Genomic DNA, 15,960 nt, shown 5'->3' on the forward strand with positions numbered 1-15,960 from the left:
AATTCTCCGTCACTATAACCATACCTGAAACGATGTTGGTTTGTAAAGAATAATTTCTGCAAAGAGGGGATAGAACCATGGCGGAGCTGAAATACTGGCTGTGGCTGACCACCCGGAAGGGGCTGGGCGCGGCGGGGGCGCTGATGGTGCTGGACCATCTGACCACGCCGGAGCGGGCCTTCTACGGCGTGAAGGAGGACTTTGAACCCCTGAACCTGCCGCCGGCCGCCAAGGAATCCCTGCTGGACAAGAGCTTGGACGTTCCCAACCGCATTCTGGGGGACTGCGACCGGCTGTCCATGCGGATCATGACCTATCAGGACGCCGGCTACCCCCAGCGCCTGCGGGAGATTGCCGTTCCGCCGGTGGTGCTGTATCTCAAAGGAAAACCCTTCCGCTTTGACGAGGAGGCGGCCATCGGCATCGTGGGCATGCGGAAGCCCAGCGTCCGGAGCTGCCAGCGGGCGGAGCGGTTCGCCATGGAGCTGGCCTCCAAGGGGGCGCTGGTGGTGTCCGGCATCGCGGAGGGCATCGACTCCTGCGCCGTCACCGGGGCGCTGAAGGCCGGCAAGCCGGTGGTATCTCTGCTGGCGGGCGGAGCCGACCGGATCTTTCCGCGGGAGAGCCGGGGCCTGTATGAGGATGTGGCCGCCATGGGGGCGCTGGTTTCGGAGTACCCGCCGGGCACGCCCCACAAGGGGGATCACTTTCCCCAGCGCAACCGCATTTTGAGCGGCCTCTGCCTGGGCGTGCTGGCGGTGGAGTGCGAGCCGCGGGGCGGCACTATGCTCACCGTCAACCACGCCCTGGAGCAGGGGCGGGAGGTATACGCCATCCCCATGGGCCTGGACGAGCTGGGCGCCCGGGGAACCAACCGCCTGATTCACGACTACAAGGCCAGGCTGGTGGAGCGGGCGGAGGACATTTTGGAGGATTTTGCCGGTCAGTTCCCCCTCAAGCTGGGCGGAGCCGCGCCTCTGCCTCCGGAGGTGGCCAGAGCCCGGCTGTCCGAGGTGCGGGACAAGCCCCGGAAGGAGTCCGCCGCCCCGGCGGAGCCGGAGGCCGCCCCCCTGCGGGAGCGGGTCTCCAGCGGCCAGCAGAAGGCCCGGTTCACCGACGACGAGCTGGCCATTCTGGCCGCCACGGCCCGCAGGGCCCTCTCCGCCGACGAGGTGGTGGAGCAGACCCAGATCCCCATGAAGCGGGCGCTGTCCGCACTGACCATGCTCCAGGTCCAGGGGGCCGTTGAGGAGCGCCCCGGCCGGCGGTTTTACGCCCTGGTGGAGCTGGAACCGTAATCAATCTCTGGAGGTAAATCCAACGTGGCAAATAAGACAGATTTAGTGATTGTAGAGTCCCCGTCCAAGGCCAAGACCATCGGCAAATACCTTGGGCCGGGCTATGAGGTAAAGGCGTCCATGGGCCATGTCCGGGACCTGCCAAAAAGCAGGCTGAGCGTGGACATCGAGCACGGCTTTACGCCCGACTACCAGCCCATCAAGGGCAAGGAGGATGTGATCAGCGACCTGAAGAAGGCGGCCAAGCGGTCGGATAAGGTCTATCTGGCCACCGACCCTGACCGGGAGGGGGAGGCCATCTCCTGGCACCTGAAGGAGCTGCTCAGCATCCCCGACGACAAGACCTACCGGGTGACCTTCAACGAGATCACCAAACATGTGGTGCAGCAGTCCATCGCCGCCCCCAGAGCCATCGATCAGAACCTGGTGGACGCCCAGCAGGCCCGGCGCATTTTGGACCGGATCGTAGGCTACCAGCTGTCCCCCCTGCTGTGGAAGAAGATCCGCCGGGGGCTGTCCGCCGGACGGGTGCAGTCGGTGGCCACCCGGCTGGTGGTGGAGCGGGAGCTGGAGATCCGGGCCTTCCAGCCCCAGGAGTACTGGTCCATTGAGGCGGACCTGGAGCGGGTGGCCCCCAACCTGGGCTCCTTCAAGGCCCAGTTCCACGGTCGGGACAAGAAAATGGAGCTCCACAGCGAGGCGGAGGCCCAGGCGGTGATGGACGCCGTGGCCGCCGGAGCCTGGTCGGTATCCCGGGTGAAGCGACAGGAGAAGAACCGCCAGCCCGCCCCCCCCTTTACCACCTCCACCCTCCAGCAGGAGGCGTCCCGCAAGCTGAACATGTCTCCCGCCCGCACCATGTCGGTGGCCCAGCAGCTCTACGAGGGCATCGACATTGCCGGACAAGGGGCGGTGGGCCTGATCACCTACATGCGTACTGACTCCCTGCGCCTGTCTGACGAGGCGGTGAACGCTGCCCGGGGCTTTATCGGCCAGCGGTACGGCTCCGCCTACTGCCCGGCCCAGCCCCGGAAGTTCAAGACCAAGGGCAACGCCCAGGACGCTCACGAGGCCATCCGCCCCTCTGACGTCACCTTGGTCCCCGAGGACATCAAAAAGGACCTGACCGCCGAGCAGTTCAAGCTGTATAAGCTGATCTGGTCCCGGTTTCTGGCCTGCCAGATGGCCAACGCCGTCTACGACAGCCTGTCCATCGACGCGGCCAACTCCGGCTATATCTTCCGGGCCAGCCACTCGTCGCTGAAGTTTTCCGGCTTCACCGCCGTCTACGAGGAAGGGAAGGACGAGGAGGAGGAGGAAAAGACCTCCCCCCTGCCCGACCTGAAGGAGGGGGAGCCCCTCACCCACAAGGGCCTGAAAAAGGACCAGCACTTCACCCAGCCCCCCGCCCGGTACTCCGAGGCCAGCCTCATCCGGGCCCTGGAGGAGCAGGGCATCGGCCGGCCCTCCACCTACGCCCCCACCATCTCCACCATCATGAACCGGGAGTATGTGGTGAAGGAGGGGGGCAAAGCCCTCCGTCCCACCCCCCTGGGGGAGGTGGTCACCGGCCTGATGAAGGACAAATTCCACGACATTGTGGACTACGACTTCACCGCCCAGATGGAGCAGCGGCTGGACAAGGTGGAGGAGGGCTCCACCGACTGGAAGGCGCTGCTGGCCGACTTCTACAAGGAGTTTTCCGCCGAGCTGACCCAGGCCGAGCAGGACCTGGACGGGGAGCGGATCAAGGTGCCTGCCGAGGTGTCGGAGGAGATCTGTCCCCAGTGCGGAAAGAACCTGGTCATCAAGTCGGGGCGGTTTGGCCGGTTTCTGGCCTGCCCCGGCTGGCCGGAGTGCGACTTCACCATGCCCCTGGTGGTGGAAATGCCGGGCAAGTGTCCCCAGTGCGGCGGACGGCTGTTCAAGCGCACCGGCAAGTCCAAAAAGTCGGGCAAGCAGTACACCTTCTACTGCTGTGAGCACCGCTCCGCCAAGGATGAGGCCAGCAAATGCGAGTTCATTACCTGGGACGTGCCGGTGAAGGACAACTGTCCGGTCTGCGGCCAGACCATGTTCAAGAAGTCGGGCCGGGGGGCCAAGAAGCCCTTCTGCATCAACGAAGCATGCTCCAACTTTACCCCGGAGGAGAAGCGGGGCGGCTGGAAAAAGCCCTCCGCCGCGGAGGAAGGTGCCGCGCCCGCCGAGACGGAAGGGACGGAGGAGAAGCCCAAAAAGTCCGCCGCCAAGAAGACAGCGACGAAAAAAACCGCCGCGAAAGCAGGGGCGGAGAAAAAGACAACCGCAAAGAAGACCGCCGTGAAAAAACCAACGGCGGCCAAGAAAACGGCGGCCAAGAAGACGTAAAAAGCCCCCCCTTCGCAAAGGGAGGCGGCATGTTCGAAGGGGGCCGTTCCCCTGGGGGGACGAAGGAGGAAGCATGGAACAAGTCATCGTGATCGGCGCCGGCCTGGCGGGGAGCGAGGCGGCGTGGCAGCTGGCCAGGCGGGGGATTCCCGTTGAGCTGCGGGAGATGAAGCCCCGCAAAATGACCCCCGCCCACCACAGTGAATTCTTTGGGGAGCTGGTGTGCTCCAACTCGCTGCGCTCCGACCAGCTGGAAAACGCAGCGGGTCTGCTGAAGGAGGAGCTGCGGCGGTGCGATTCCCTGATCATGTCCTGCGCCGGCGAGCACCGGGTGGAGGCGGGGGGCGCCCTGGCGGTGGACCGTCACGCCTTCGCCGCCGCCATTACGGAGCGGATCAGAACCCACCCCTGCATCACCGTGGTGGAGGGGGAGGTCACCGAGATCCCCCCCGAGGGGAACGTGATCCTGGCTACCGGGCCGCTGACCTCGGTGGCGCTGTCGGAGGAGATCGCCAAGCTCTTTCCCAACAGCCAATATCTGAACTTTTTCGACGCCGCCGCCCCTCTGGTCACCTTTGACAGCATCGATATGGACCGCGCCTGGTTCGCCTCCCGGTACGACCGGGGTACCCCGGACTATATCAACTGCCCCCTCACGGCGGAGGAGTACGACGCCTTCTGGACCGCGCTGACCCAGGCGGAGGAGGCGGAGGTCCACGGCTTTGAGGACGCGGGGGTGTTTGAGGGCTGTATGCCGGTGGAGGTAATGGCCCGCCGGGGGCGGGACACGTTGTGCTATGGCCCCATGAAGCCGGTGGGGCTGAAGGACCCCAAAACAGGGCGGGAGCCCTTCGCTGTGGTCCAGCTGCGCCGCGACAACGCCCAGGGGTCCATCTACAATCTGGTGGGCTTCCAGACCCATCTGAAGTGGCCGGAGCAGAAGCGGGTGTTTTCCATGATTCCCGCCCTGAACCATGCGGAGTATGTCCGCTACGGCGTGATGCACCGGAACACCTTTTTGGATTCCCCCCGGCTGCTGGACCGGTATTACCGGGTGCGGGGGGCGGAGCGGCTGATGTTCGCCGGGCAGATCACCGGGGTGGAGGGGTATGTGGAATCCACCGCCTCCGGGTGTCTGGCGGCGGTGGAGCTGGCCCGGCGGCTGGAGGGAAAAGAACCTGCCAATTTCCCCCAGGAGACGGCTATGGGCGCGTTGGCTCTTTACATCAGTGACCAAAGTGTGGTAAACTTTCAACCGATGAATATCAATTTCGGCCTGATCCCCCCGCTGGGCTATCGGGTGAAGGGCAAGCGGAACAAAAACGCCGCTATCTCCCAGCGGGCGCTGGAGGCGCTGGACAAGCTGGAGCTATCGTGCCGCCCATTCCCGCAGACCTAGCCCCAGCTTGAACCCGTGGGCGAAGGAGAGGCAGCTGGCGGTCTCAATCAGGTCGAAGATTGGCTGGGGCAGGTCGCCGTCCGGGAAGAGGGACAGGCTTTGACGAAGCAGGCCGTCATATTCCGGGGAATCCTCAAAGATCAGGCGTCCCCGGTCCTGTTCGTCGAAGAAGAACTCTTTCAGCTGTTCGTCCATATGCAGCACCACCACACTAAAAGGATATATTCAATATACACTCTTTTAGTGTGGTTGTCAAGGGGGTAGGCTATGTTTCATAAAGATTTATATGGGCTCCGCTTGAAAAAGCTTCGGAATCAGGCCGGGGAGAAACAAGCCGACCTTGCAGAGCTGCTGGGTGTAAAGCCGAATCAAATCGTCGAGATGGAAAACGGCCGTAAGACCACGACATTTGAAAAGCTGACCATGATCTGCCAGCACTACAACGTATCCGCCGACTATTTACTGGGCCTCATTGATGAGCCAAGACCGCTGAAGAAAGAAGGACCACTATGAAAATCATCGTAGATGCCATGGGCGGGGACAATGCGCCCCAGGCCCCGGTGATGGGGGCCATCCAGGCCAACAAAGAGGACGGGGTGGAGGTCATCCTGGTGGGCCGGGGGGAGGACATTCTCAAAACCCTGGCCGACAACGGCATCAGCGACCTGCCCTCCGGGATGGAGATCGCCCACGCCAGCGAGGTGGTGGAGATGTGCGACGACCCCGCCACCGCCTTCCGCAAGAAGAAGGACTCCTCCCTCACCGTGGGCCTGAACCTGCTGAAAAACGGCGCGGGGGACGCCTTCATCTCCGCCGGGTCCACCGGGGCGCTGCTGTCCGCCGCCACCCTGGTGACCAAGCGCATCAAGGGCATCCGCCGGGCGGCCCTGGCCCCCGTGGTCCCCACCGGAAACGGCGGGGCGGTGCTTATCGACTGCGGGGCCAACGCCGAGTGTCCCCCGGAGTATCTGCTCCAGTTTGCCTACATGGGCTCCTACTACGCCGAGAAGGTGCTGGGCCGGGAGAAGCCCAAGGTGGGCCTGCTGAACATCGGCGCGGAGCCCTCCAAGGGCACGGATCTCCAGACCACCGTCTACCCCATGCTGGAGGCCGCCTCCGACGCCGGGCGCATCCATTTCGTGGGCAATGTGGAGGCCCGGGAGGCGGTGCAGGGGGCGGTGGACGTGATTGTCTCCGATGGCTACTCCGGGAACATTTTTCTGAAAACTATGGAGGGCACCGGCCTGTATCTGGCCCGGGAGATCAAGGCCATGTTTATGAAAAACCTGTTCACCAAGCTGGCCGCCCTGCTGGTGTCTGGCGGGCTGAAGGAGTTCAAGCGGAAGATGGACTCCAGCGAGGTGGGAGGCACCGCCCTGCTGGGCATCTCCAAGCCGGTTATCAAGGCCCACGGCTCCTCCGACGCCAAGGCCATCCGCAGCGCCATCGCCAAGACCAAAGAGTATATTGCCTCCGGCATCATTGAGGATATCACCAACAATATCGACCTGATGCGGCTGGACACCCCCGCCGCCGCGGAGAAAGAGTGAGCCTGCCGGCCTATCTGCCGTCTGATCGGCTCCTGTGCTGAAGCTACAATCCATCCATGACAAACGGACGTCACAACCGCAGCGGTGGCGTCCGTTTGTGTTCCATCTTACGTCTTTGGTTTTGGCTTGCAGATCAGGGCAACGAAAAAGCCGAAGAAAATGGCGGCTGTAATCCCCCCGGCAGCAGCGGTGGAGCCTCCGGTGAGCGCGCCGATGAGGCCGTCCTGGCTGACCGCCTGTTTGACCCCCTTGGCCAGCAGATGGCCAAAGCCGGTGAGGGGCACGGTGGCCCCCGCGCCGCCCCAGTCCACCAGGTACTGGTACGCCCCCACGCCGCTGAGGATCACCCCGGCGGTGACGTAGGCCACCAGGATCTTGGCGGGGGTGAGGGAGGTCCTGTCGATGAGGACCTGCCCGATGACACACAGAATGCCTCCGCAGAGGAACGCGTTCAGATATTCCATAAAATCCCCCTATTTCGTGGTCGAGATGGCAATGGCGTGACAGATACCGGGGATACTCTCCCCCTGGAAAGCGGAGATGGGGGAGTGGAGGGCCCCGGTGGGGCAGAAAAGAATGTTGTTCCACTTGCCCGCCTTCATGCTGTTGAGCAGGTGTCCGGTGAGTACCGAGGCACAGCATCCGCAGCCCGAGCCGCCGCAGTGGACGTCCTGGTTCTGGAGGTCGAAGAGCATGGCCCCGCAGTCGGCGTGGTTGTGGAGTTGGATGCCGTCCTTGCGCAGCAGCTCGATGAGCAGCTCGCTGCCCAGAACGCCCAGATCGCCGGTGACGATCAGGTCGTAGCTGCTGGGAGAGCGGCCCGTGTCGCTGAAGTGGGCGGTGATGGTGGCGTGGGCCGCGGGGGCCATAGCCGCACCCATGTTGTTGGTGTCGGTAATTCCCTTGTCCACGATTTTGCCCGCTGTGACATGGGTGATATAGGGTCCCGGACCCTCCCGGGCCAGCACGGCGGCTCCGGCGGCGGTGGCGGTCCACTGGGTGGTGGGGGTGCGCTGTCCGCCGTACTCCAGGGGATTGCGGTACTGCCGCTCCGCCGAGCAGAAGTGGGAGGAGGCCGTCACCGCTGCCCACTCCCCAAAGCCGCCGTCCAGGGTCATGGAGGCCAGAGCCAGCCCCTCCCCCATGGTGGAGCAGGCCCCATACAGGCCGAAGAAGGGGATCTCCTGCCCCCGGGCGGCGAAGGAGGAGCCGATGCACTGATTTAAGAGGTCCCCGGCGAAGAGCCAGTCCAGGCTGGACGCCGCCTGCCCCGCCTTGTTCAGGGCCAGGCCCAGGGCCTGCTTCTGCATGGCGCTCTCCGACTTCTCCCAGGTGGATTCCCCAAAGGTGTCGTCGCCGTCGATATAGTCGAAGGTGTCCGCCAGGGGACCCTCCCCCTCCTTTTTGCCGGCAACGTTGGCCCAGCCGGCGAAGGAGGGGGGATTGGCCAGAGCCGCCGTCTGCGCGCCGATTTTTTTGGTCGTCATAGTCTCACCTCCTGGGTATTTTTCCGCAGGACGGAGAAAATATGTTTGACCTCTCCTGTTATTTTTCGTATAATAAACGGACAGAGAGGAGGAATGACCCATTATAGACCATGAAGTTTATATCGGAGCCGAGGTGGACACGCCCCCGCTGGTGGAGGAGCAGATCCGCCGGGCCGTCCTGGCCGCCCTGGAGGGGGAGGGGGTGGAGGTCCCCTGTGTGGTGGAGGTGTGCGTCACCGATGATGCGGGCATTCGCCAGACCAACCTGGACATGCGGGGGGTGGACCGGCCGACCGATGTGCTGTCCTTCCCCATGTTCGAGCTGTCCCCCGGAGAGAAGCCCCAGGCGGACTGGGCCGACCCGGATACCGGAAAGGTGCTGCTGGGGGACATGATGATCTCCCTGGAGCGGACCCGCGCTCAGGCGGCGGAGTACGGCCACTCCCCGGAGCGGGAGGTGTGCTACCTGGCGGTCCACTCGGTGCTCCACCTGCTGGGCTACGACCACCTGGACGAGGGTCCTATGAAAGCCCAGATGCGGGCCAGAGAGGAGGCCATCCTGGGCGGACTTGGCATTCAGAGGGAGGCATCCGATGCGGATTAAGCTGTTGCTTTTGGTCCTGTCTGCCCTTCTGCTGGCTGGGTGTCAGGAGGCCGGAGGAGAGGCGTCTTCTCCGGTGGAACCTCCTCCGCAGCCCAAAACTGCCCAGGAGCTGCTGGAGGAGCAGCCCATCGACGACACCCACAACGCCTTCCTGGTGGACACCGGAGGCCGGATGGGAACCCTGCTTGTGACCGCCGAGGCGGTCCCCTATGAGGAGCCGTTGGAGCTGGCTACCTATCAGCATGTTGCTGTCTGGGACCCGGCGCACATGGACCAACCCCTTCAATCGGTGGATTGGGAGGGCGGGTTTCCCAACGAACACCAGATTTTGGACGTCAACTTCGACGGCTACCCGGATTTTACCATTCTGTTTGCCCGAGGCATCCAGGCGGAGCTGTACCACTGTATGCGCTGGGACGAGGAACAGGGGCTGTTTGTGGAGGAGCCGGAGTACGCCGCGATCTCGTCCCCTGTGCTGGACCCTGAGACCCGGTCGATCTTCGGCTGGAACCGGGCAAGCGGCGCAGGAGATGGAGTCAGCACCATTCACCGGTGGGTGGACGGCGAGCTGGTGTGTGTGCGGCGGATTGAGCTGTTTGCCAAGGATTATAGTGATTATGACAGCCCCTTCGTTCTGACTGTACGGGACCGGATCAACGATGAACTGACCGAGGTGTTCCGAGAGGAATACCCTTTGGACCCGGAGGAGGAGTATTTTGAGGCGCGCATGAAGTGGGAGGATATCAACTATCACGGCGAGACAAGATAGAGCCGCCCCTACAGTTGCCATATCCAATAAGATTATCATAAGAAGGAGAGATTATCATGAAAAAAATCAGACTGACCGCCATTGAGGACGAATTTGACAACTATGAGGACCTGGGCCGTCAGGAGGGGAGAAGCTGGAACTTTGAGTTCGACCTGACCCCCTATCTCATCACCTGTGCCATGGCCTGCGGCATGCTGTTTGTGACCCGCTTTGTGCGCAAGCATGTGTTCCACGAGGACCTGTACAAGAAATTTCATTAACCAAAACCGTCCGGGGAACCGCTCACGCCCGGAATGAAAGTGAGGATGACCTATGATAAAAAAATCCGGTATGATTACCATCTGCGGACGGCCCAACGTGGGCAAGTCCACCCTGACCAACGCCTTTGTGGGGGAGAAGGTGGCCATTGTCACCAACAAGCCCCAGACCACCCGCAACCGCATCTGCGGCATCAAGAACCGGGGCGAGAGCCAGTTCGTCTTTTTGGACACCCCCGGCCTCCACAGGGCCCGCACCCGTCTGGGGGACTACATGGTCAACGTGGTGAAGGAGAGCGTGGCCGATGTGGACGCCGTCCTGCTGCTGGTGGAACCCATCCCCAGCGTGGGGGAGCCGGAACAGCAGCTCATTGGGCGCATCAAGACCCTGGGCTGTCCCGCCGTGCTGGCCATCAACAAGGCGGACACCGTCCCGCAGAAGGACAAGTTGCTGGAGGTAATCCAGGTCTACAGCCAGGAGCACGACTTTGACGCTGTGGTCCCGATTTCCGCCAAAACCGGCCAGGGGGTGGAGGAGCTGCTGGATGTGCTGGAGGGCTGCCTCCCCGAGGGCCCCCAGCTGTTCCCCGACGGCATGACCTCCGACCAGCCCGAGCGGCAGATGATGGCGGAGATCATGCGGGAGAAGCTCCTCCTGCTGCTGGACAAGGAGATCCCTCACGGCACTGCCGTGGAGATTACCCGCTTTTCTGAGCGGGACGATGAAATTGTAGATGTGGAGGCCACCATCTACTGCGAGAAAAACAGCCACAAGGGCATCATCATCGGCAAGGGGGGCGGGATGCTGAAAAAGGCGTCCACCCTGGCCCGGCAGGACATGGAAACATTCATGGGGACCAAGGTTTTTTTGAAGACCTGGGTCAAGGTGAAGGAGAACTGGCGGGACAACCCGGCGGCCATCCAGAATTTCGGCTACGCGAAGGAGTAACATGGAGTATACAAAAGACGATTTGCTGGAGGCCAAGCGTCAGATCGATTCCACCCTGCACAAGCTGCGGGAGGCCATCAAGACCCTTCAGGCCAAGGAGAACCCGGCGCGGTACCGCTCGCAGATCACCCTGGCGGAGCGGAGGGTCCGCGCCTTTGAGCTGGCGAACGCTTTGATCGAACGGGAAGCAAATATTTACCGCTCATAGCCCCTTGGAAAACCGGACAGCCTAACCACAGAAGGAAAGGGAGGGCTGTACTGTGAACGAGCAGGGACTTTGGGAATTGTTCTGTAAAACCGGCCTGCCGGCGGCATGGCTGGCGGCAGCGGGCCAGCGGCAGGAGAACGAAGCGCGCTGGAAGGAGCCGGTCCAAACGGCCTTCCAGCCCAAGATCAAGCAAGTCTGACGGGCGAAGGCCCGTTACATAGGAGTGCTGCCCATGCACATCACCACAATGGCCCTGGTCCTGCGGACGGTGGACTACAAGGAGACGGACAAGATCCTGACCCTGCTCACCCAGGACCAGGGCAAGCTCACCGCCTCCGCCCGGGGGTGCCGGAAAAAAGGGAGCGCCATCGCCGCCGGGTGCCAGCTGCTGGCCTGGGCGGAGGTAGTACTCTACGATTATCAGGGCCGCTGGTCGGTGAAGGAGGCGGCGGTGGAGCGGCTGTTTCAGGGGGTGCGGGACGACATTGAGCGTCTGGCCCTGGGCTGCTACTTCGCCGAGGTGACCGAGCTGCTGGCGGTGGAGGGGGAGGAGAATCCCGAGCTGCTCTCCCTGATTTTGAACAGCCTCCACGCCCTGGATAAGCTGCCGGAAAAGCCGCTTCCCCTGGTGAAGGCCGCCTTTGAGTGGAAGGCCATGGCCCTGGCGGGGTATGAGCCCCTCATCGACGGCTGTGCCGTCTGCGGAGCGCATCCCTCGGAAAATCCCCGCTTCCACTTGCGGGAGGGGGTGCTCCACTGCGCGAAATGCCGGGGCGAGGTGGGGGAGGGCATCTCCATGCCCCTGTCCCTCCCGGCGCTGGCGGCGCTGGAGCACATCGTCCACGGCGACCCCAAGCGGCTGTTCTCCTTCCGCCTGGAAGGGGAGCCGCTGAAGGAGCTGGCCGACGCCGCCGAAGCCTACCTCCACACCCAGCTGGAGCGGGGCTTTTCCACGCTGGATTATTATAAGAGCCTGCAGCTTTCCTGAACGTTAGGAGGTGTTCGGATGATTTGGTTTTGGCTCTTTACGCTGGCAGCGGACCTGCTGATCCCGCTGTGTATGATTGGCTTCGGGAGGCTGTTTTTGAACAAGGCGCCAAAGTCGATCAACAGTACATTTGGCTACCGGACCACGATGTCCATGAAGAATCAGGATACCTGGCAGTTTGCCCACCGCTACTGCGGAAGGCTGTGGTATTGGCTGGGCCTGATCATGCTGCCCCTGACCGTGGTTCCAATGGCGCTTGTGCTTGACGGAGAGATTGGCGACATCGGACGGGTTGGTACGGTGATCTGCTTTGCCCAGCTTGTCCCCATGGTGGGGGCCATTGTCCCCACGGAGCTGGCGCTGCGGCGGACCTTTGACAGGGACGGAAGACGGAAAACAGCGTAAAACAAGCCCTCCGGCAGAGCCGGAGGGCTTTTCAAAGATTACTGCTGGGCCTCGACCTGGCCGAAGGAACGGCCGTTATAGGTCAGGCAATTCTTGCACATACGGTGAGGCAGCCGGTAAGCCCCGCACTTGGGGCAGGTCACGATACCGGGAGTTTCCAGCTTCCAGTGGGAGCTGCGCCGCTTATCGCGCCGGGCCTTGGATACTTTTCCCTTGGGGACCGCCATGGGTGACACCTCCTTCGGCCGTGCCGGTCAGGGCACGTTTGAGCATTCACTCAGCTTCCTTATCCAACAGCTGCGCAAGGGCCGCCAGTCTTGGATCGACATCAGGTCTGCACCCGCAGGGACCGAGGTTCAAATCGGCTCCGCACTTGGCGCACAGCCCTTTGCAGTCGTCTGAGCAAAGGTTTTTGGTGTCCATCGCGAGCACAAAGGCTGTGGTCACCGCCTCGTCCAGGTCCAGATCGGTGCCGTCCAGCAGGAGGATGTCGTCGTGTTCCTCGTCCTCCAGCTCCTGGGCCGCCAGGTTGTCCAGCACGACCGTCTTTTCCCGGGAAAAGGACTTCCCGCAGCGGTCGCAGGCCAGCTCCAGAACAGAGCGGGCGGTCCCCTCCAGCACCAGGGCGCCGGCGTGGTTGGTCACGCAGCCCTCCACCTGAACGGGATGGACGATGGGCCTGCTGCCGAAAAAGTCCTCCTGAGACAGGTCCAGCTGGAATTGAAACGCCTTTTTCGCGTCCGGGACATGGATGATATCGCGCAGATCCAGGCGCATGGCGTTCCTCCCCGGGGGAGCGGTCCCCCATACTCGCAGAATGGTACGCAGGATATTATAAAGAATTTCGCTCCAAATGTCAAATACTTTTCACAAATTTCTCCACGAAATTTATTGACACCGGCGGCGGAATATGGTGAAATATTCCGTGTCGATGGAAGGAGGGCCGCCCCATGAAGGAATTTACCATCGGAAAGAACGACGCCGGGCAGCGGCTGGACCGCTGGCTGGCTAAAACGCTGCCCCTGCTCCCCGCGCCCCTGGCCCAGAAATACATCCGGCTCAAGCGGGTGAAGGTAAACGGGAAGGGGTCCAAGCGGGACGTCCGCCTCAGCGCGGGGGATGTGCTTCAGCTGTACATCAACGACGAATTTTTTGACCGGCCCACCCCGGAAAACGCCTTTTTGTCCCTCTACCAGCCCAGGCTGAATCTTCTCTACGAGGACGAGCACATCCTGCTGGTGGACAAGCGCCCCGGCATGGTGGTCCACCCTGACGAGTCCGAGCGGGTGAACACCCTGCTCACCCACATCCAGGCGTACCTCTACCAGAAGAAGGAGTGGTCCCCCTACTGGGAGAACTCCTTCGCCCCCGCGCTGTGCAACCGCATCGACCGGAACACCGGCGGGATCGTCATCGCGGCCAAGACGGCCGAGGGGCTGCGGGTGATGAACCAGAAGATCCGGGACCGGGAGCTGAGCAAGTATTACCTGTGTATGGTCCAGGGCCGCATGTCCCCGCCGGAGGGGAAGCTGGAGGGCTGGATCTTTAAGGACGAGGTGAAAAAGCAGGTCTACGTCCGCAAAGCCTTTGAGCCGGGGGCCAAATCGGCGGTGACCCTCTACCGGACCCTGGCGGTGAAGGACGGCCTGTCCCTGGTGGAGTGCGACCTGATCACCGGCCGGACCCACCAGATCCGCGCCCAGTTTGCCGCCGCGGGGCACCCTTTGATCGGGGACGGCAAGTACGGCAGCGAGCGGGAGAACCGGAAGTACGGCCGCCACGGTCAGGCGCTGTACTCCTACAAGCTGACCTTCCACTTTACCACTGAGGCCGGGCCGCTGGAGCCGCTGAACGGCCGGACGTTTCAGGTGGAGGATGTGGACTTCGCGGCGCTGTTTTGACGGTATCCGGGAATATGACGGCGAGAGCATTGGGCAGGCCCAATGCTCTCGCTGTTTCAGTGTTCCGTCTGCCGCAGTCCAGGGAATTACTTGAGGCGGAAGGCGGCGACCAGGCTCTTGAGGCGGCTGGCCTGCGAGGAGAGGTGCTGACTGGCGGCGGCGCTCTCTTCGCTGGTGGCGGAGTTGGTCTGGACCACGCTGGCAATCTGGTCGATGCCACCGGTGACCTGGTCGAGGGCGATGGTCTGCTTCCCCACCGCTTCCACTACGATGGACATCTGCGACGTCACGCCTCCGGCGCTGACGCTGGTGCGCTCCAGAGCCTGCGTGACCTCGGTCACGACGCTGCTGCCCTCGGTCACGGCGGCGATGGAGCTTTCGATCAGGTCCTTGGTGGCCTTGGCGGCCTCGTCAGACTTGTTGGCCAGGTTGCGGACCTCGTCCGCGACCACAGCGAAGCCCTTTCCGGCGGTTCCGGCCCGGGCCGCCTCCACGGCGGCGTTCAAGGCCAGGATGTTGGTCTGGAAGGCGATGTTTTCAATGGTGGCAATGATCTTTCCGATCTCCTCGGAGGAGCTGGAGATCTTGCCCATCGCTGTGTTGAGCTGCCGGACGTATTCCATACTGACGCCCAGCTGGCTGCCCGCCTGCTCCACGAACTGGCCAGCCTCCTCGGTGGCGTGGGCGGTCCGCTTGGCGATTCCGGAGATGTTGTTGATGGTGGCGGAGAGCTCCTGCACGGAGCTGGCCTGCTCTGTGGCGCCCTGGGCCAGGGCCTGGGCCCCGTTGGACACCTGCTCGGCGCTGTAGGACACCTGCTCGGCGCTCTCGCGAATCTGGCGCATGGTATCGTTGAGCTTGGACTGGATGCTGTCCAGGGAGGTCTTGATGGACATAAAGTCGCCCACGTATTCCTGCTGGGTGGAGGCGGTCAGGTCTCCCGAGGCGATGGCGTTGAGGATGGACGAGATCTCCCCTATGTAGGATTGGAGGAGCTGGATCGTCCGCTCAAACATATGGGCCAGGCAGCCGATCTCGTCGTTGGAGTGGATGGTGATGCCGCTGCTGCCGCTGCCGTTCAGGCCCAGGTTCCCCTGCTCCAGGCGGCTGGCTACCTGGGTGATCTCAGCCAGGGGATTGGAGACCGTCTTTTTCAGATAGGCCGCCATGAAAAAGACGCATGCGACAATGACGGCAAGGCTCACCAGGGAGGACCAGAGGATGGTCATCATGATCTGGTGGTTGGCGTCCGCGGAGGAAATACCGGCAAAGATCAGGCCGTTGACCGCTCCGGAACCGTCCCTGGTGGGGACGTAGGAGCACAGGTACTCCTCGTCCAGGATGGTCGCTTTGCCCACGTAGCTCTGTCCCTGCTGCAGCACGATCTCAGACAGAGAGGAGGACAGCGTGGTGCCCACGGCCCGCTTTCCGTTCTGGATCACGGTGGTATAGGCCCGGGTATTCCCCTCGAAAATGGTAAACTCACAGCCCATGCGGGTTTTCAGCTCGTCCAGCAGCTGATTCATGTCCCCTGTGCCGTCAGACTGGCTCAGCACATAATTGAGCATGTTGGTGCCATTGGTGCATCGCTGTTCCAGCATCTCTGTGGTCAGGGAGCGGAACATGATCACGCACATGCTCACCGCCAACACTACGGAGATCATCTGCATGATGATGACCACATTGCCTACCTTCTTGCCGATGCGGGTCTGCTTCCCTTCCAGGGCTCTGGTTGAAACTTCATTTCTTTTCATAGCGATCTAACTCCATTTGTCTGT

General features: G+C 62.5%; 20 protein-coding genes. 14 read left to right on the forward strand and 6 right to left on the reverse strand.

Features of this window, described 5'->3' with window-relative positions:
- Positions 1–77 precede the first annotated feature (77 nt).
- From VV088_RS01835 to trmFO, 3 genes are all read left to right on the forward strand, one after another.
- A complete protein-coding gene (locus VV088_RS01835; RefSeq protein ID WP_334599101.1) occupies positions 78–1,298 on the forward strand; it encodes a DNA-processing protein DprA in 1,221 nt (406 codons plus the stop codon).
- 24 nt (positions 1,299–1,322) lie between these two features.
- The gene (gene topA / locus VV088_RS01840) at positions 1,323–3,665 is read left to right on the forward strand and encodes a type I DNA topoisomerase (RefSeq protein WP_334599102.1); all 2,343 of its coding nucleotides are present in this window, start codon (positions 1,323–1,325) and stop codon (positions 3,663–3,665) included.
- A 73-nt stretch (positions 3,666–3,738) separates the two neighbouring features.
- The gene (gene trmFO, locus VV088_RS01845; protein ID WP_334599103.1) at positions 3,739–5,064 is read left to right on the forward strand and encodes a methylenetetrahydrofolate--tRNA-(uracil(54)-C(5))-methyltransferase (FADH(2)-oxidizing) TrmFO; all 1,326 of its coding nucleotides are present in this window, start codon (positions 3,739–3,741) and stop codon (positions 5,062–5,064) included.
- Here the strand turns inward: trmFO and VV088_RS01850 are convergent.
- A complete protein-coding gene (locus VV088_RS01850) occupies positions 5,035–5,259 on the reverse strand; it encodes a hypothetical protein (protein ID WP_334599104.1) in 225 nt (74 codons plus the stop codon). The genes trmFO and VV088_RS01850 overlap by 30 nt on opposite strands.
- A gap of 72 nt (positions 5,260–5,331) precedes the next feature.
- Between VV088_RS01850 and VV088_RS01855 the strand changes: the two genes are divergently transcribed.
- Together VV088_RS01855 and plsX are read left to right on the forward strand one after the other, a co-directional pair.
- Complete coding sequence (locus VV088_RS01855) at positions 5,332–5,577, forward strand: helix-turn-helix domain-containing protein (protein ID WP_334599105.1); 246 nt, start codon at positions 5,332–5,334, stop codon at positions 5,575–5,577.
- Positions 5,574–6,614 (forward strand): phosphate acyltransferase PlsX, encoded by a 1,041-nt coding sequence (gene plsX / locus VV088_RS01860; RefSeq protein ID WP_334599106.1) that lies wholly within the window; start codon positions 5,574–5,576, stop codon positions 6,612–6,614. The genes VV088_RS01855 and plsX overlap by 4 nt, the downstream gene beginning before the upstream one ends.
- A gap of 107 nt (positions 6,615–6,721) precedes the next feature.
- On the opposite strand, the gene spoVAE is transcribed toward plsX, so the two are convergent.
- Positions 6,722–7,078: a stage V sporulation protein AE gene (gene spoVAE, locus VV088_RS01865; RefSeq protein ID WP_334599107.1), complete on the reverse strand. Its 357-nt coding sequence runs from the start codon at positions 7,076–7,078 to the stop codon at positions 6,722–6,724.
- 9 nt (positions 7,079–7,087) lie between these two features.
- Positions 7,088–8,101 carry a stage V sporulation protein AD gene (gene spoVAD / locus VV088_RS01870; protein ID WP_334599108.1) on the reverse strand — a complete coding sequence of 338 codons (1,014 nt, stop codon included), beginning with the start codon at positions 8,099–8,101 and terminating at the stop codon, positions 7,088–7,090.
- A 133-nt stretch (positions 8,102–8,234) separates the two neighbouring features.
- On the opposite strand from spoVAD, the gene ybeY reads away from it, so the two are divergent.
- Genes ybeY through VV088_RS01910 form a run of 8 tightly spaced genes read left to right on the forward strand, consistent with a single transcriptional unit; the run spans position 8,235 to position 12,281 of the window.
- Positions 8,235–8,705, forward strand: coding sequence for an rRNA maturation RNase YbeY (gene ybeY / locus VV088_RS01875; protein WP_334599109.1), 471 nt, complete (start codon positions 8,235–8,237; stop codon positions 8,703–8,705).
- Positions 8,695–9,474, forward strand: a complete 780-nt coding sequence (locus VV088_RS01880) for an XAC2610-related protein (RefSeq protein WP_334599110.1) — start codon at positions 8,695–8,697, stop codon at positions 9,472–9,474. The genes ybeY and VV088_RS01880 overlap by 11 nt, the downstream gene beginning before the upstream one ends.
- A gap of 56 nt (positions 9,475–9,530) precedes the next feature.
- A complete protein-coding gene (locus VV088_RS01885; protein ID WP_334599111.1) occupies positions 9,531–9,734 on the forward strand; it encodes a hypothetical protein in 204 nt (67 codons plus the stop codon).
- 52 nt (positions 9,735–9,786) lie between these two features.
- Entirely contained in the window at positions 9,787–10,680 is an 894-nt protein-coding gene (gene era / locus VV088_RS01890; RefSeq protein WP_334599112.1) for a GTPase Era, read from the forward strand.
- A 1-nt stretch (position 10,681) separates the two neighbouring features.
- On the forward strand, positions 10,682–10,888 hold the full coding sequence (locus VV088_RS01895) for a hypothetical protein (RefSeq protein WP_334599113.1): 207 nt from the start codon (positions 10,682–10,684) through the stop codon (positions 10,886–10,888).
- A gap of 52 nt (positions 10,889–10,940) precedes the next feature.
- The gene (locus tag VV088_RS01900; RefSeq protein ID WP_334599114.1) at positions 10,941–11,087 is read left to right on the forward strand and encodes a hypothetical protein; all 147 of its coding nucleotides are present in this window, start codon (positions 10,941–10,943) and stop codon (positions 11,085–11,087) included.
- A gap of 33 nt (positions 11,088–11,120) precedes the next feature.
- Positions 11,121–11,876 carry a DNA repair protein RecO gene (gene recO, locus VV088_RS01905; protein WP_334599115.1) on the forward strand — a complete coding sequence of 252 codons (756 nt, stop codon included), beginning with the start codon at positions 11,121–11,123 and terminating at the stop codon, positions 11,874–11,876.
- A 21-nt stretch (positions 11,877–11,897) separates the two neighbouring features.
- Positions 11,898–12,281, forward strand: coding sequence for an SdpI family protein (locus tag VV088_RS01910; protein WP_334600452.1), 384 nt, complete (start codon positions 11,898–11,900; stop codon positions 12,279–12,281).
- A gap of 38 nt (positions 12,282–12,319) precedes the next feature.
- Here VV088_RS01910 and rpmF read toward each other — a convergent pair whose 3' ends face one another.
- Together rpmF and VV088_RS01920 are read right to left on the reverse strand one after the other, a co-directional pair.
- The gene (gene rpmF / locus VV088_RS01915) at positions 12,320–12,508 is read right to left on the reverse strand and encodes a 50S ribosomal protein L32 (RefSeq protein WP_023345708.1); all 189 of its coding nucleotides are present in this window, start codon (positions 12,506–12,508) and stop codon (positions 12,320–12,322) included.
- A 46-nt stretch (positions 12,509–12,554) separates the two neighbouring features.
- Positions 12,555–13,058, reverse strand: a complete 504-nt coding sequence (locus VV088_RS01920) for a YceD family protein (RefSeq protein ID WP_334599116.1) — start codon at positions 13,056–13,058, stop codon at positions 12,555–12,557.
- A 173-nt stretch (positions 13,059–13,231) separates the two neighbouring features.
- Between VV088_RS01920 and VV088_RS01925 the strand changes: the two genes are divergently transcribed.
- Positions 13,232–14,182: an RluA family pseudouridine synthase gene (locus VV088_RS01925; RefSeq protein WP_334599117.1), complete on the forward strand. Its 951-nt coding sequence runs from the start codon at positions 13,232–13,234 to the stop codon at positions 14,180–14,182.
- 86 nt (positions 14,183–14,268) lie between these two features.
- On the opposite strand, the gene VV088_RS01930 is transcribed toward VV088_RS01925, so the two are convergent.
- Positions 14,269–15,936, reverse strand: coding sequence for a methyl-accepting chemotaxis protein (locus VV088_RS01930; RefSeq protein WP_334599118.1), 1,668 nt, complete (start codon positions 15,934–15,936; stop codon positions 14,269–14,271).
- Positions 15,937–15,960 lie beyond the last annotated feature (24 nt).

Source organism: Lawsonibacter sp. JLR.KK007, from assembly GCF_036941135.1.
GTDB lineage: Bacteria > Bacillota > Clostridia > Oscillospirales > Oscillospiraceae > Lawsonibacter.

What these genes read in the sequence shown, in the direction of transcription:
- VV088_RS01835 (WP_334599101.1), top strand. Translation starts at nt 78, where the DNA reads ATGGCGGAGCTGAAATACTGGCTGTGGCTGACCACCCGGAAGGGGCTG.
- trmFO (WP_334599103.1), top strand. Translation starts at nt 3,739, where the DNA reads ATGGAACAAGTCATCGTGATCGGCGCCGGCCTGGCGGGGAGCGAGGCG.
- VV088_RS01850 (WP_334599104.1), bottom strand. Translation starts at nt 5,259, where the DNA reads ATGGACGAACAGCTGAAAGAGTTCTTCTTCGACGAACAGGACCGGGGA.
- VV088_RS01855 (WP_334599105.1), top strand. Translation starts at nt 5,332, where the DNA reads ATGTTTCATAAAGATTTATATGGGCTCCGCTTGAAAAAGCTTCGGAAT.
- plsX (WP_334599106.1), top strand. Translation starts at nt 5,574, where the DNA reads ATGAAAATCATCGTAGATGCCATGGGCGGGGACAATGCGCCCCAGGCC.
- spoVAE (WP_334599107.1), bottom strand. Translation starts at nt 7,078, where the DNA reads ATGGAATATCTGAACGCGTTCCTCTGCGGAGGCATTCTGTGTGTCATC.
- spoVAD (WP_334599108.1), bottom strand. Translation starts at nt 8,101, where the DNA reads ATGACGACCAAAAAAATCGGCGCGCAGACGGCGGCTCTGGCCAATCCC.
- VV088_RS01880 (WP_334599110.1), top strand. Translation starts at nt 8,695, where the DNA reads ATGCGGATTAAGCTGTTGCTTTTGGTCCTGTCTGCCCTTCTGCTGGCT.
- VV088_RS01885 (WP_334599111.1), top strand. Translation starts at nt 9,531, where the DNA reads ATGAAAAAAATCAGACTGACCGCCATTGAGGACGAATTTGACAACTAT.
- era (WP_334599112.1), top strand. Translation starts at nt 9,787, where the DNA reads ATGATAAAAAAATCCGGTATGATTACCATCTGCGGACGGCCCAACGTG.
- VV088_RS01895 (WP_334599113.1), top strand. Translation starts at nt 10,682, where the DNA reads ATGGAGTATACAAAAGACGATTTGCTGGAGGCCAAGCGTCAGATCGAT.
- recO (WP_334599115.1), top strand. Translation starts at nt 11,121, where the DNA reads ATGCACATCACCACAATGGCCCTGGTCCTGCGGACGGTGGACTACAAG.
- rpmF (WP_023345708.1), bottom strand. Translation starts at nt 12,508, where the DNA reads ATGGCGGTCCCCAAGGGAAAAGTATCCAAGGCCCGGCGCGATAAGCGG.
- VV088_RS01920 (WP_334599116.1), bottom strand. Translation starts at nt 13,058, where the DNA reads ATGCGCCTGGATCTGCGCGATATCATCCATGTCCCGGACGCGAAAAAG.
- VV088_RS01925 (WP_334599117.1), top strand. Translation starts at nt 13,232, where the DNA reads ATGAAGGAATTTACCATCGGAAAGAACGACGCCGGGCAGCGGCTGGAC.
- VV088_RS01930 (WP_334599118.1), bottom strand. Translation starts at nt 15,936, where the DNA reads ATGAAAAGAAATGAAGTTTCAACCAGAGCCCTGGAAGGGAAGCAGACC.